Annotated in this window: 15 protein-coding genes, 1 tRNA gene and 1 rRNA gene; 8 read left to right on the top strand and 9 right to left on the bottom strand. The window is 64.3% G+C overall.

Annotation, left to right across the window (positions count from 1 at the left end; translation table 11 throughout):
* The first annotated feature begins 110 nt into the window (after window positions 1-110).
* The 4 genes from AB4Z48_RS07835 to AB4Z48_RS07820 all read left to right on the top strand — a co-directional run bounded on the left by AB4Z48_RS07835 (window position 111) and on the right by AB4Z48_RS07820 (window position 4,042).
* A complete protein-coding gene (locus AB4Z48_RS07835; protein WP_441613342.1) occupies window positions 111-572 on the top strand; it encodes a peroxiredoxin in 462 nt (153 codons plus the stop codon).
* A 352-nt stretch (window positions 573-924) separates the two neighbouring features.
* Entirely contained in the window at window positions 925-2,646 is a 1,722-nt protein-coding gene (locus AB4Z48_RS07830; RefSeq protein WP_441613341.1) for a PhoH family protein, read from the top strand.
* A 174-nt stretch (window positions 2,647-2,820) separates the two neighbouring features.
* Window positions 2,821-3,264 carry a hypothetical protein gene (locus AB4Z48_RS07825; RefSeq protein WP_441613340.1) on the top strand — a complete coding sequence of 148 codons (444 nt, stop codon included), beginning with the start codon at window positions 2,821-2,823 and terminating at the stop codon, window positions 3,262-3,264.
* Between the two features lie 88 nt (window positions 3,265-3,352).
* The gene (locus AB4Z48_RS07820) at window positions 3,353-4,042 is read left to right on the top strand and encodes a C40 family peptidase (RefSeq protein ID WP_441613339.1); all 690 of its coding nucleotides are present in this window, start codon (window positions 3,353-3,355) and stop codon (window positions 4,040-4,042) included.
* Between the two features lie 88 nt (window positions 4,043-4,130).
* On the opposite strand, the gene AB4Z48_RS07815 is transcribed toward AB4Z48_RS07820, so the two are convergent.
* From AB4Z48_RS07815 to AB4Z48_RS07780, 8 genes are all read right to left on the bottom strand, one after another.
* Window positions 4,131-5,141, bottom strand: a complete 1,011-nt coding sequence (locus tag AB4Z48_RS07815) for an anion permease (RefSeq protein WP_441613338.1) — start codon at window positions 5,139-5,141, stop codon at window positions 4,131-4,133.
* Window positions 5,142-5,154: 13 nt separating this feature from the next.
* Window positions 5,155-5,781: a DUF47 domain-containing protein gene (locus AB4Z48_RS07810; protein ID WP_441613336.1), complete on the bottom strand. Its 627-nt coding sequence runs from the start codon at window positions 5,779-5,781 to the stop codon at window positions 5,155-5,157.
* Between the two features lie 223 nt (window positions 5,782-6,004).
* A complete protein-coding gene (locus AB4Z48_RS07805; protein WP_441613335.1) occupies window positions 6,005-7,396 on the bottom strand; it encodes a replicative DNA helicase in 1,392 nt (463 codons plus the stop codon).
* Between the two features lie 219 nt (window positions 7,397-7,615).
* On the bottom strand, window positions 7,616-8,068 hold the full coding sequence (gene rplI / locus AB4Z48_RS07800) for a 50S ribosomal protein L9 (RefSeq protein WP_441613334.1): 453 nt from the start codon (window positions 8,066-8,068) through the stop codon (window positions 7,616-7,618).
* Window positions 8,069-8,099: 31 nt separating this feature from the next.
* Window positions 8,100-8,378, bottom strand: coding sequence for a 30S ribosomal protein S18 (gene rpsR, locus AB4Z48_RS07795; RefSeq protein WP_006163606.1), 279 nt, complete (start codon window positions 8,376-8,378; stop codon window positions 8,100-8,102).
* 3 nt (window positions 8,379-8,381) lie between these two features.
* Entirely contained in the window at window positions 8,382-8,681 is a 300-nt protein-coding gene (gene priB / locus AB4Z48_RS07790; protein ID WP_441613333.1) for a primosomal replication protein N, read from the bottom strand.
* A gap of 95 nt (window positions 8,682-8,776) precedes the next feature.
* Window positions 8,777-9,151, bottom strand: coding sequence for a 30S ribosomal protein S6 (gene rpsF, locus AB4Z48_RS07785; RefSeq protein ID WP_441613332.1), 375 nt, complete (start codon window positions 9,149-9,151; stop codon window positions 8,777-8,779).
* 101 nt (window positions 9,152-9,252) lie between these two features.
* Window positions 9,253-10,251: an asparaginase gene (locus AB4Z48_RS07780; RefSeq protein ID WP_441613331.1), complete on the bottom strand. Its 999-nt coding sequence runs from the start codon at window positions 10,249-10,251 to the stop codon at window positions 9,253-9,255.
* Between the two features lie 230 nt (window positions 10,252-10,481).
* On the opposite strand from AB4Z48_RS07780, the gene lexA reads away from it, so the two are divergent.
* The 4 genes from lexA to AB4Z48_RS07760 all read left to right on the top strand — a co-directional run bounded on the left by lexA (window position 10,482) and on the right by AB4Z48_RS07760 (window position 12,810).
* Window positions 10,482-11,138: a transcriptional repressor LexA gene (lexA, locus tag AB4Z48_RS07775; RefSeq protein ID WP_441613330.1), complete on the top strand. Its 657-nt coding sequence runs from the start codon at window positions 10,482-10,484 to the stop codon at window positions 11,136-11,138.
* Window positions 11,139-11,255: 117 nt separating this feature from the next.
* Window positions 11,256-11,426, top strand: coding sequence for a hypothetical protein (locus AB4Z48_RS07770; protein WP_441613328.1), 171 nt, complete (start codon window positions 11,256-11,258; stop codon window positions 11,424-11,426).
* A gap of 136 nt (window positions 11,427-11,562) precedes the next feature.
* Window positions 11,563-11,638 (top strand) — tRNA-His (locus AB4Z48_RS07765).
* Window positions 11,639-11,883: 245 nt separating this feature from the next.
* Window positions 11,884-12,810, top strand: coding sequence for a DUF808 domain-containing protein (locus AB4Z48_RS07760; protein ID WP_441613327.1), 927 nt, complete (start codon window positions 11,884-11,886; stop codon window positions 12,808-12,810).
* A gap of 104 nt (window positions 12,811-12,914) precedes the next feature.
* On the opposite strand, the gene rrf is transcribed toward AB4Z48_RS07760, so the two are convergent.
* Window positions 12,915-13,053, bottom strand: a 5S ribosomal RNA gene (gene rrf, locus AB4Z48_RS07755); the annotation flags it as partial.

Below are 13,053 nucleotides of genomic sequence, written 5' to 3'. Positions count from 1 at the left end.
GTTACGCGGGCGCCACGCTTGAAGTTTGCCGGGCAGCCCCCATCTGCCGCCACCATGGTGGCAGCACTCATGCAGCCGCCCCCTTCCTGCCCCTCCCAGGAGCCATAAGAATGACAGTCAGTCTCGACCAGGCCGTATCCGACTTCAGCGCGCCCGCCACCGGCGGCGCTTTCCGCCTTGCCGGGCAGCGCGGCAAGACCGTGGTGCTGTATTTCTACCCCAAGGACAATACGCCGGGTTGCACCACCGAAGCCATGAACTTCCGCGACCAACACGACGACTTCGTCAAGGCCGGCGCGGCGGTGTACGGCATCTCGCGCGACAGCATGAAGTCGCACGACAACTTCAAGGCCAAGCTGGAGCTCCCCTTCGAGCTGATCTCGGACGGCGACGAAGCCGTCTGCAATCAGTTCGATGTCATCAAGATGAAAAAGATGTATGGCAAGGAAGTGCGCGGCATCGAGCGCAGCACCTTCATCATCGACGGCAAGGGCATCCTGCGCCACGCCATGCGCGGCATCAAGGTGCCCAACCATGTGGACGAGGTCCTGCAGATCGTGCGGGATCTCTGAGCGCAAACGCCCTTCGGGGCGGCGGCTGGATCGCCGCAGCAACACCTTGGCCCCCGGGTCCTGCCAGCGATTGCAAAACAGAAATCGTTCGGATACATTGATCCGTAATGAGTTCAGAATCCGGATGCCACGCTGTTTCATCGTCCCGGCCCAGGCGCCTCGAGCCCCGGGCCGGTAGCGGACCTGCCGTGTCTCCGGTCCGCAAGAAAGCCGTCAAACCTGCTGCACAGGTCTGGCGGCTTTTTTGTTTGTACGCACAGGACACGATCGGCAACTTCGCGGCCCAGCGCGGCCGCACTCGTGCCCTGCGCCGTTTTCCAGCCGTCTTCTCCCCCTGAAAGGAAAGCCAAGCATGCCGCTGCCGACCATGCCCGCCAAGCCTGCTCAATTGCTTGACCCGAGTGAATTCGCCCCGGTGACCAAGCTGCCCAAGGCCAGATCAGCGACACAGGCCAAGAAACCTGTGCCGGCGCTGGAGCGCGTGGCCTTGCTGGAAACCGGAAACAGCACGGCGCAAGACGCCTCGGGCGTCGAGACCCGCATCGGCGGCACCACGCGAGCGCGCAACAAGGACGCGCCGACGCCGCTGACGCCCGTGCCGACCCTGGCCTCGGTGCCGAAGACCCCGGCCAAGACCGCCGCCGGCACCACCAGCCGCCGCGCACCCAAACACACTGGCCCGGCCAAGCTGTTCGTGCTGGACACCAACGTGCTGATGCACGACCCGACCTCGCTGTTCCGCTTCGAAGAGCATGACGTCTATCTGCCGATGATGACGCTCGAGGAGCTGGACAACCACAAGAAGGGCATGAGCGAAGTCGCGCGCAACGCGCGCACCGTCAGCCGTACCCTCGACGCGCTGGTGGGGGGCACCGACGGCGTGCTCGACGACGGCATGCCGCTGGCCAAGCTCGGCAACCGCGATGYGCAGGGCAAGCTGTTCCTGCAGACCAAGCTCAACGAGATCAAGCTGCCCGACGGCCTGCCGCAAGGCAAGGCCGACAACCAGATCCTGGGCGTGGTCAGCGCGCTGCAGCAGCAGTTTCCGGACCGCCAGGTCGTGCTGGTGTCGAAAGACATCAATATGCGCATCAAGGCCCGCGCCCTGGGGCTGCCCGCCGAGGACTACTTCAACGACCAGGTCCTCGAGGACAAGGACCTGCTCTACTCGGGCGTGATGATCCTGCCCAACGACTTCTGGGCCAAGCACGGCAAGGGCGTGGAGAGCTGGCAGGATCCGAAGTCCGGCGCGATGTTCTATCGCCTGACCGGACCGCTGGTGCCCTCGTTCCTGGTCAACCAGTTCGTCTACCTGGAGCCCAGCGACGGCAGCCTGCCGCTGTACGCCCAGGTCAAGGAGATCAACGGCAAGACCGCGCTGCTGCAGACGCTCAAGGACTACACGCACCACAAGAACAATGTGTGGAGCGTGACCGCGCGCAACCGCGAGCAGAACTTCGCGCTCAACCTGCTGATGCATCCGGAGATCGACTTCGTCACGCTGCTGGGCCAGGCCGGCACCGGCAAGACCCTGCTGGCGCTGGCGGCGGGCCTGGAGCAGGTGCTGGACCAGAAGCTCTACAACGAGATCATCGTCACCCGCGCCACCGTGCCGGTCGGCGAGGATATCGGCTTCCTGCCCGGCACCGAGGAAGAGAAGATGCAGCCCTGGATGGGCGCATTCGACGATAACCTCGAGGTGCTGCAGAAGAGCGACGACAGCGCCGGCGAATGGGGCCGCGCCGCCACCCAGGAACTGATCCGTTCGCGCATCAAGGTCAAGAGCATGAACTTCATGCGCGGCCGTACCTTCGTCAACAAGTTCGTCATCATCGACGAGGCGCAGAACCTGACGCCGAAGCAGATGAAGACGCTGGTGACGCGTGCGGGCCCGGGCACCAAGATCATCTGCCTGGGCAATATCGCGCAGATCGATACGCCCTACCTCACCGAAGGATCGTCCGGGCTCACCTACGTCGTCGACCGCTTCAAGGGATGGAGCCATAGCGGCCACGTCACGCTGGCGCGCGGCGAGCGCTCGCGCCTGGCGGACCATGCCGCGGATGTCCTGTAGGCGTTGCACCAAGCCGGCAAGCCCGCTTCCCGTGTAGGACCGCGCCCGGCAGCATTGTCTGCCGGCGTGGCCTAGCATCAAGGTAACCGGAGCGCCCGCCAAGTTCGGCACCCTGCGTGCCGGCGCCTGGCGGGCGCTTTTTCATCTTGGCTCTGGATCGACGGAGGCACTTGAATGGATACCCAGCATCCTCGCCTGGCGCATGCCAGGAACAAGGTCAGGGCGCGGCTTGCCCTGGCCGGCGGCCTTGCCCTTGCGGCACTTTCCCTGCCATGCGGCTCCGCCCTCGCCGCGGACGAAATGGTGATCCGCACCATGGGGCCGGTCAGCTATGTGTGCGGCGGCATTGCCGCGGACGAGCAGCAGCAGCTCGCCGCGCAGCAGAAGAATTTCAATATGGGCGTGCTCTTCACCCAGGGCGAACGCGGCGAATTCCTGGCCGACGTGGCCGTGCGCATGATGCGCGAAGGCCACGAAGTTGCCAGCTTCACGGCGGCCGGGCCGAAGTGCCTGATCAAGGCCCCGCAAGGCAGCTACAATATCGAAGCGACTTATAAGGGTCAGGCCAAGTCGGTCAATGTGAGCACCGGCACGTACAACGCGCAGTTGCGCTGGTAAGCGGTGCCACCGGACGGCTGCTTTCGCGGCTGTTGCGCGGCTGTCTGCGCGGTGCTTGGCGCCCGGCCCGCAATCGATCAGAACAAGAATGCCAACGCGCCAGACAGGCCAGACAGCCAAGTCACCCGAACCCGGGCCCGTATCATTACCGGCGCGCGTTGCCTGCCGGGCCCGCCTGCCCTTGCTGTGCGCAGCCGCGCTTGTGCTGGCCGCCTGCGCCTCCGCGCCGCCGACCCGCAACGCCGGCCAGACCCGCCCTGGCGGCACCCCCATGGTGGACCCCAGCGCCGGGCTCGAGGAAGTCTCCATCCAGGCCATGTCCCTGGTCGGCACGCCCTACCGCTATGGCGGCAACACGCCCGACTCCGGCTTCGACTGCAGCGGCCTGGTGCGCTACGTGGTGCTGCGCGCCGCCAACGTCAGCCTGCCGCGCACCACCGAGGCAATGGGCGAGCGCGGCGTGGCGCTGGATCGCGGCCAGGTAGCCTCGGGCGACCTGGTGTTCTTCAACACCACCGGCCGCGCCAACTCGCACGTCGGCATCTACGTCGGCCAGAACCGCTTCGTGCACGCGCCGTCCACCGGCGGCACCGTGCGCCTGGAGGACATGGGCAAATCCTATTGGGCGTCGCGCTACAACGGCGCCCGGCGCGTGGCCAGCGCGGCCGTCCCGCCACCGATGCCCGCGCGGCCTCAGCCGCAATTGCCGACGCCGGAGGCTCCTGCCGCCCCGCCGGCCGGGGACGACGACCCCATCGCCGCCTTCGCCAATCGCTAGGTTCGGCGTGCCGGGCATCCCGCGCCCAACAAAAAACCAGGCATGACGCCTGGTTTTTTTGGGGCAGTGCCGACAGCGGGATGTCGCCTCAGAGCACGTGCAAGCCGATCCACCATGCAATCGCCGCCATGAAGGCAGACGCAGGAATGGTCAGCACCCAGGCCCAGACGATATTGCCGGCCACGCCCCAGCGCACGGCCGAAGCCTTCTGCACCGAACCTACGCCGACGATGGCGCCGGTGATGGTGTGGGTGGTGGAGACCGGCACGCCCAGCGCCGAAGCGATGAACAGCGTGATCGCCCCGCCGGTCTCGGCGCAGAAGCCGCCCACCGGCTTGAGCTTGGTGATCTTCTGGCCCATGGTGCGCACGATGCGCCAGCCACCGAACATGGTGCCCATGCCGATCGCCACGTAGCAACTGACGATGACCCACACCGGCGGTTCGCCGCCGCCCTGCGCCACATGGCCGCTGGCGATCAGCAGCATCCAGATGATGCCGATGGTTTTCTGCGCATCGTTGCCGCCGTGGCCCAGGCTATAGAGCGAGGCCGAGATCAGCTGCAGCCGGCGGAACCAGCGGTCCACGCGGGACGGCGGCGTGCGGAAGAAAGTCCAGGCCACGATCACCATCATCAGCGAACCGAGCACGAAGCCCAGCAGCGGGGAGATCACGATGAACGCAACGGTCTTCGCCAGGCCACCGCCCACCAGCGCGCTGGTGCCGCCCTTGGCCACCGCGGCGCCCACCAGCCCGCCGATCAGCGCGTGCGACGACGACGAGGGAATGCCGTAGTACCAGGTGATCAGGTTCCAGGCGATGGCGCCGACCAATGCGCCGAAGATGACGTGGTGGTCGACGATATGGACGTCGATGGTGCCCGTTCCCACCGTGGCCGCCACCTTGAGGTGGAAGATGAAGATGGCCACCACATTGCACATGGCGGCCATGGCCACGGCGTGGTGCGGCTTGAGCACGCCCGTCGATACCACCGTGGCGATCGAGTTGGCGGCATCGTGGAAGCCGTTCATGAAGTCGAACAGCAAGGCGAGGCCCACCAGCAAGGCGATCACCCACAAGCTCATTTGTATGGTCTGCATGCCGATTCGTGCCTCAGGCGTTTTCCAGGACGATGCCTTCGATGATGTTGGCGACGTCCTCGCACTTGTCGGTGATGGTTTCCAGTTGCTCGTAGATGGCCTTGAGCTTGATCAGCCGTTTCACGTCGGTCTCGTCGCGGAACAGCTTCGACATGGCCGAGCGCATCACGCGGTCCGCCTCGGACTCGAGCTGGTCGATCTGCTGCGCCGTCTTGAGGATGGCGCTGGCATTGCTCATGTCTTCGAGCAGCCCGACCGCGATCTTGACCTGGTCGCAGCACTGCACGCAGATCGAGGCCAGCTTGCGCGCTTCGTCGGTCAGGCTGGTCACGTCGTACAGCGAGATGGTCTCCGCCACGTCTTCCATCAGGTCGAGGATGTCGTCCATGGTGGTGATGAGCTTGTGGATCTCATCGCGGTCCAGCGGCGTGATGAAGGTCTTGTGCAGCAGGTCGATGGTGTCGTGCGTGATGCGGTCGGCCTTCTTTTCGGTGGCCTGGACGCGGCGCGCGTGTGCCTCGGCATTGGGCAGGTCGTTGACCAGCACTTCCAGCTCGCGGGCGGCGGTCACCGCGCAATCGGCATGCTGGTTGAAGTATTCGAAGAACTTGCCCTCCGTGGGCATGAATCGGCCGAACATGGGTTGTTCCTTGTCACGACGCGTTAGCGCCGCTGGTTGTTGCTGAGTGGGTTGCTGGATCAGCCAGTCGTGCATTGAATGACAGCCGCCTCGCGGCGGCTGTCATCAAAACGCAATATTTTACAGGCATGTGGGGCGAAGCCGCGCCTCTTTGATGTGCGGCGCCGGCGATCCGCCTTCCCGGCGGCGCCGGCTGCCCGGCAAGCCGCGCCGGGCCTGGGCTTCAGTTGTCGTTGTCGAAGAAGGCGGGGCCGCCGCTGAAGTTGTCGAACTTCGTGAACTGGCCCAGGAATGTCAGCCGCACGGTCCCGATCGGGCCGTTACGCTGCTTGCCGATGATGATTTCCGACGTGCCCTTGTCCTGCGAGTCCGGGTTGTAGACCTCGTCGCGGTAGATGAACAGGATCACGTCGGCATCCTGTTCGATAGCGCCGGATTCGCGCAAGTCGGACATCACCGGCCGCTTGTTGGGGCGCTGTTCCAGGCTTCGGTTCAACTGCGACAGCGCAATCACGGGGCAGTTGAGCTCCTTGGCCAGGCCCTTGAGCGAACGCGAGATTTCCGAGATCTCGGTGGCGCGGTTTTCACCGCCGCCCGAGCCCGACATCAGCTGCAGGTAGTCGATGATGATCAGGCCGAGCTGGCCGCACTGGCGCGCCAGCCGGCGTGACCGGGCGCGCAGCTCCATCGAGCTCAGCGCCGGGGTTTCGTCGATGAACAGCTGGGCATCGTTCATGCGCTGGATGGCATGCGTCAGGCGCGGCCAGTCTTCGTCGAGCAGGCGGCCGGTACGCAGGCGGTGCTGGTCCAGCCGGCCCACCGAGCCGAGCATACGCATGGCCAGCTGCGTGCCCGCCATTTCCATGGAGAACACCGCCACCGGCAGGCCCTGCTCCACCGCCACATGCTCGCCGATGTTCAGCGAGAACGCGGTCTTGCCCATCGAGGGCCGGCCCGCAACGATGATCAGGTCGCCGGCCTGCATGCCGCTGGTCATGCGGTCCAGGTCGATAAAGCCGGTCGGTACGCCGGTCACATCGGTGCTGGAATCCCGGTGGTACAGCTCGTCGATGCGCTCCACCACCTGGGTCAGCAGCGGCTGGATCTCCTGGAAGCCCTTCTGCCCGCGCGAGCCTTCCTCGGCGATGGCGAAGACCTTGGATTCGGCCTCATCGAGCAGTTCCCGCACTTCGCGCCCCTTGGGCGCGAACGCGGCGGTGGCGATGTCGTCGGCCACGGTGACCAGCTTGCGCAGCACAGAGCGCTCGCGCACGATCTCCGCATAGCGGCGGATATTGGCTGCGCTGGGCGTGTTCTGCGCCAGCGAATTCAGGTAGGCCAGTCCGCCCACCTCCTCCGCCTTGCCGGCTCCCTGCAACACCTCGTAGACGGTGATGACGTCGGCAGGCTTGGTAGCAGCGATCAGCCGGGAGATGCTCTGGAAGATCATCCGGTGATCGAAGCGATAGAAGTCCGCTTCGGACAGGAAATCGGCGATACGGTCCCAGGCGGCGTTGTCCAGCAACAGGCCACCGAGTACCGATTGCTCGGCCTCGATGGAGTGTGGTGGAACCTTGAGATTATCTAGTTGGGGGTCTGCGACGGGCGCGTTCATGGGGAGGGATTATAACGGTGGCCGGGCCCCCGTCGCAGGAGAAATCGCGGCTGTCAGCCATCGTCCGCGATGAAGTGACGGCGGGACGACCAGCCTGTCGCAATGAAGCCCAAAGCAAAAAAGGCAGGAGCGCTTGGCCCCTGCCTTTTTTGTTGTTGCCAGCAATCGATGCCCGCCGCCAGCCCCTGAGCGGGGCCCGCGGTGGCATCGAATCCGGTCTTAGACGTGCTCGCCCAGGACGGCGATGGTCACATCGACCAGCACGTCCGTGTGCAGCGAAACGCTGACCGGATGATCGCCAACGACCTTCAGCGGGCCGTTCGGCAGGCGCACTTGCGCCTTCTCGATCTTGAAGCCTTGGCCTTCCAGGGCTTCGGCGATGTCGGCGTTGGTGACCGAACCGAACAGGCGGCCGTCCACACCCGACTTCTGGGTGATCTGCACGGTCAGGCCGTTCAGCTTTTCGCCTTCGGCTTGCGCAGCGGCCAGCTTCTCGGCGGCGGCCTTTTCCAGCTCGGCGCGCTTGACTTCGAACTCGCTGATGGCGGTCTGGGTCGCACGGCGGGCCTTCTTGTTCGGGATCAGGAAGTTACGGGCGTAGCCGTCCTTCACGCGAACGATGTCACCCAGGTTGCCCAGGTTGATGACTTTTTCCAGCAGAATGATTTGCATCGTGTTTTCTCCTTGACGGACCTAGGGCCGATCAGTTCTTGTGCAGGTCGGTGTAGGGCATCAGCGCGAGGAAACGCGCGCGCTTGATGGCCGTATCGAGCTGACGCTGATAGTGAGCCTTGGTACCGGTCAGGCGGGCCGGCGTGATCTTGCCGTTGTCGCCGATGAAATCCTTCAGGGTGTCCAGATCCTTGTAGTCGATCTGTTCCACGCCAGCCACGGTGAAGCGGCAGAAGCGCTTGCGCTTGAACAGCGGGTTCTGCTGTTGGAAGCGCTTCTTGTTCTTGTTGTCACGTTTGACGAATGCCATGATTCAATCCTTTTCGAATGCTTTACATCCAGTGATGTGAAAGACGAGAGCCTTGCTGTTGCGGTGCTTGCGAGCGAGGAATCCTTCGCAGTCGAGCATCGCGCCGAGCGGGGTACGCTCGAGCCGTTGCCCAACCTGGCCGATTCCCATGGCGGCGATGGCAAATTCCACCTGCCTGGGCGTTTGCGCCTCGACGGTCTGGCCCGCGTACTGCAAGATGCAGTTGACGACGGGGACGCCTGCCGGGGTGTAGCGCAAGGCATCGCGTTCGGCGAGGGTTGCGCAGAGCCTTAACTGGTTCAACGCTGCCTCCCTTCCCGATGCCTGTACCCATGCCCGCCCGCGCCGCCGCGACGCCTCACGTACTCAGCGTCTGCGGCAACCGCAACGGTCCGCACTTACGCGGCCGGGGCTTCGCTGGTCTGTTGCGCGGCCTTGCGGGCTTCTTCGCGCTGCACTTCCTTCATCATCGGGGACGGTGCGGTTTCGGCCTTCTTGGTCTGAACGATGAGGTGGCGCAGCACCGCGTCGTTGAACTTGAACGCGTGTTCGAGTTCAGCCAGGGTTTCCTTGCCGCATTCGATGTTCAGGCAAACGTAGTGAGCCTTGGCCAGCTTCTGGATCATGTAGGCCATCTGACGGCGGCCCCAGTCTTCCACGCGGTGGATCTGGCCTTCCTGCGACGTGACCAGCGTCTTGTAACGCTCGATCATGGCCGGAACTTGTTCACTCTGGTCCGGATGGACGATAAATACGATTTCGTAATGACGCATTGACGCTCCTTTTGGATAAGCCACCCGGGCGCCATGTCCGGTGCGGCAAGGTTGGATAGCCTTAAAGTATAGCGCGCTTTCGCCTTACTCGGCAAGTCGCTTCAACTCCCCGCGAACAGCGCCTGCAGCGCGACCGGATCGGACGCCAGCGCGGGAGTCCCCGCCAGGGCAAACAGCAGGAGCACGCGTGCCTTATAAGGATTCAGGTTGCCGGCCGCAACGAAAACACCGGACGCCGGCCGCGGCGCCACCGGAATCGCCACATGACCCGCACCGGTGCGCGAACTGCGCACGACCGCCACGCCGGCCGCGGCCGCCTCGGCCAATGCCTCGGCCAGCGACTGGTGGATCGAGCCGTTGCCCGCGGCCGCCACGACAAGACCGTTCACGCCCGCCCCGACCAGCGCGTCGACGACCACCCGGCCCGGCTCCGCATAGCTGGCGAGAATCTCCACCTTGGGCCAGGCCTGCGGCATCGGCATGGCCGCGGCCGGCAACCGCGCCGGGGCGCGCGTGAAGCCCACGAAGTCATCCTGCACATAACCGACCGGCCCGCCCGCTGGCGAAGCGAAGGCGTTCACTGCCGACGTGTGCGCCTTCACAACGTCGCGCGCGGCGTGGATCTCCTGGTTGATGACCAGCAGCACGCCCTTCCCCACCGCCTGCGCGTGGCTGGCCACACGCACGGCGTCGAGCAGGTTCAGCGGCCCGTCGGCCGACAACGAGGTCGAAGGCCGCATGGCCGCGGTCAGCACGATGGGCAGCCCGACGGGACAAGCGAGGTGCAACACCATCGCCGTCTCTTCGAGCGTGTCGGTGCCGTGCGTCACGACAATGCCGGCAACGTCGGGTTGCGCGGACCAGAAGCGGATGCGCTCGACCAGCCTCGACCAGAGCGCGAACGACATGTCCTTGCTATCTACCTGGGCGACCTGCTCGGCCTCGATGCGGGCCACACTGCCGAGCGCCGGCACCGCGCCAAGCAAGGACGCCACCGGCACCGTGGCCGCCTGGTATTTGGCGCTACTGGCCGGATTGGAGGAGGAACCTGCGATGGTGCCGCCGGTGGCGAGCACGACGACGCGACGCAATAGGGACATGGCGGGGGACGTGTTGGAATCCGGATTCAAAAGACACGAAATCAGCGATTTGCGTGCCGCGGATTGTAACTCGCTTACCGCCCCACACTTGCGACCAGCACAACCCGCCTGGCGTGCGACAAAGCGCCTGTCGATGAGCAGCCTCCCAAAATTCCGCTTGCACTTCACTCGATACTGTATAAAATCACAGCATACTGTTTAAACATACAGTGCTTTCACATACGGCGACCATGGCGACCCTGACACCGCGACAGCAGCAGATTTTCGACCTGATTCGCAGCACCCTCCAGCACACCGGCTTCCCGCCCACCCGTGCCGAGATCGCCGCCAAGTTCGGCTTCTCCTCGCCCAACGCCGCAGAAGAACATCTGCGCGCCCTGGCACGAAAAGGCGTGATCGAACTCACGCCTGGCGCGTCGCGCGGCATTCGCCTCAAGGTATGGCGCAGCGACTCGGAACTGCCCGACCAGTTCTCCCTCCCCATGGCCGGCGTGATGCAACTGACGCTGCCGCTGGTCGGGCGTGTCGCCGCAGGTAGCCCAATCCTTGCGGCCGAGCATATCGACCGCCAGTATCAGGTCGATGCCTCGGTATTCGAAGTCCAGCCCGACTACCTCCTTCGCGTCCGCGGCCTGAGCATGCGCGACGCCGGCATCCTCGACGGCGACCTACTCGCCGTCAAACGCGCCAGCGAAGCCGCCAACGGCAAGATCGTCGTAGCCCGCCTCGGCGACGACGTCACTGTCAAACGCCTCAACCGACGGGGCGACACCATCGAACTGATCGCAGAGAACCCCGACTTCGCCAGCATCATCGTTGAGCCCGGCCGCGAAGAGTTCTCGCTCGAAGGCATTGCCGTCGGCCTGATTCGTACCGGCGCCTTCTGACGATTCAACAAGTGCGGCTGGAGCGGGCCTGCCCCGCATCAAGCTGCACCCGTTTGTGCCAACGCCACCCGCGCCGCGGGTGCCGCCAACTGTTGTTGCAAATTACCAGGTGTAGCCATGCTGCCAGCCAACCGCTTCTCCGCCCGCCGCCCCGTCAAGCCCGTCCCGTTCCGCCAGTCCAAGGGCGTGCGTATCTATCAGGGCGCGCAACGCCGCACCATGGTCGGCAGCATGGCAGCCATCTGCCGCATGCTCGAACTGGAAGATCTCCCCAAGCTCTCCGCGTGAAATCGCGTTGCGTATCCCTCGATTCAACGGCGCCCTGGCATCACGAAAAAATTTGAGCGAAGTACTAGCCATCCGCGAATGAAGTTTGTATAATCTTGTTTTTCGTCGATCAGCACTCAGCTGAAAGACTACGACGGTGGCTGTAGCTCAGTTGGTAGAGTCCAGGATTGTGATTCCTGTCGTCGTGGGTTCGAGTCCCATCAGCCACCCCAGAATTGCATTGCAAAAACAGCGAGCTGCGAAGCTCGCTGTTTTTGTTTGTGGGTCTGTTATTTGTCTCAGGCCCGATCGCAAGCCGATTCCGGCGCCCTCTCCCCTCCCCATTTCGTCTACGCACTCGCGTTATTTGCCTGGCTCAACGAGGCAATAGCGGTATTCTGACGACGCCGTATGCTCCATGCGCGCGGCAAATGCGCGACGTATCTGCTTTCTCGCTACCCACCCGGGAGATCTGGATATGGCTGGCTCGAGCCTGCTTCTGCTGATCGACGACATCACTACCATGCTTGACGACGTGGCGGCCTTGAGCAAATTGGCCGCCAAGAAGACCGCGGGCGTGCTCGGCGACGATCTCGCCCTCAATGCCCAGCAGGTCAGCGGTGTCAACGCTGAACGCGAGTTGCCGGTGGTTTGGGCTGTTGCGAAGGGATCCCTGCGCAACAAGGCCATCTTGGTACCATCCGCGCTGGCCATCAGTGCCGTCATCCCGTGGGCGATCGTGCCGCTGCTGATGGCCGGCGGCGCCTTCCTCTGCTACGAGGGTTTCGAAAAGATTGCGCACGGCTTCATGCATCAGGACGGGCAGGAGACAGCAGCAAGCCCGGCGCCGGAGACGGCGGACCCCACCGCTCTCGAAAGGTCGAAGATCCGCGGCGCAGTGCGTACGGATTTCATCTTGTCGGCTGAAATCATCGTCATTTCCCTCGGCACCGTTTCGAGCGCCGCGTTCGGGACGCAGGTTGCCGTGTTGACGGCGATTGCCCTGATCATGACGGTAGGTGTCTATGGCCTGGTGGCCGGCATCGTCAAACTGGACGACGCCGGACTCTATCTGCACCAGCGCTCATCGGCCGCGGCGCGCGCTGCGGGCCGCGGCATCCTGCGCATGGCGCCCTGGCTGATGCGGGCGCTCTCGGTGGCGGGTACCGTGGCGATGTTCCTGGTTGGCGGCGGGATCCTGGTCCACGGATTCCCCGGCGCGCATCATTTGACGGATCTCGTGACCGGCGTTCTGGCGGATGTACCAAGCGTGGGAAGCAGCCTGGAAATGCTCGGACCGCTGCTGCTCAACGCGGTAGCCGGCATGCTGGCCGGTGCGCTGGTCACTGCCACGGTTGCCGTGGCCAGGTTCGGGATGCGGATGTTTCGGCCCTCCTCCGACTGATCACTCCGAGCCGCGGACCGGTCGCTGCGGATCGGTCACTACGAATCGGCCGCCCAAAAAGCAAAACCCCCCAGTACGTGCGTACTGAGGGGTTTCAAGGGAGAGCCTGGCGATTACCTACTTTCACACGGGTAATCCGCACTATCATCGGCGTGGAGTCGTTTCACGGTCCTGTTCGGGATGGGAAGGCGTGGAGTCGTTTCACGGTCCTGTTCGGGATGGGAAGGGGTGGTTCCAACTCGC

The sequence above is a fragment of the Cupriavidus sp. 2TAF22 genome (genome assembly GCF_052115045.1).
In the GTDB taxonomy this organism is placed as follows: domain Bacteria; phylum Pseudomonadota; class Gammaproteobacteria; order Burkholderiales; family Burkholderiaceae; genus Cupriavidus.
This window is presented reverse-complemented; position numbering and strand designations above follow the sequence as displayed.

Coding starts and splice junctions, on each gene's coding strand:
- AB4Z48_RS07810 (WP_441613336.1), bottom strand. CDS start 5,781: ATGTTCGGCCGATTCATGCCCACGGAGGGCAAGTTCTTCGAATACTTC.
- lexA (WP_441613330.1), top strand. CDS start 10,482: ATGGCGACCCTGACACCGCGACAGCAGCAGATTTTCGACCTGATTCGC.
- AB4Z48_RS07820 (WP_441613339.1), top strand. CDS start 3,353: ATGCCAACGCGCCAGACAGGCCAGACAGCCAAGTCACCCGAACCCGGG.
- AB4Z48_RS07835 (WP_441613342.1), top strand. CDS start 111: ATGACAGTCAGTCTCGACCAGGCCGTATCCGACTTCAGCGCGCCCGCC.
- rpsR (WP_006163606.1), bottom strand. CDS start 8,378: ATGGCATTCGTCAAACGTGACAACAAGAACAAGAAGCGCTTCCAACAG.
- AB4Z48_RS07760 (WP_441613327.1), top strand. CDS start 11,884: ATGGCTGGCTCGAGCCTGCTTCTGCTGATCGACGACATCACTACCATG.
- AB4Z48_RS07815 (WP_441613338.1), bottom strand. CDS start 5,141: ATGCAGACCATACAAATGAGCTTGTGGGTGATCGCCTTGCTGGTGGGC.
- AB4Z48_RS07770 (WP_441613328.1), top strand. CDS start 11,256: ATGCTGCCAGCCAACCGCTTCTCCGCCCGCCGCCCCGTCAAGCCCGTC.
- rpsF (WP_441613332.1), bottom strand. CDS start 9,151: ATGCGTCATTACGAAATCGTATTTATCGTCCATCCGGACCAGAGTGAA.
- AB4Z48_RS07825 (WP_441613340.1), top strand. CDS start 2,821: ATGGATACCCAGCATCCTCGCCTGGCGCATGCCAGGAACAAGGTCAGG.
- rplI (WP_441613334.1), bottom strand. CDS start 8,068: ATGCAAATCATTCTGCTGGAAAAAGTCATCAACCTGGGCAACCTGGGT.
- AB4Z48_RS07805 (WP_441613335.1), bottom strand. CDS start 7,396: ATGAACGCGCCCGTCGCAGACCCCCAACTAGATAATCTCAAGGTTCCA.
- AB4Z48_RS07780 (WP_441613331.1), bottom strand. CDS start 10,251: ATGTCCCTATTGCGTCGCGTCGTCGTGCTCGCCACCGGCGGCACCATC.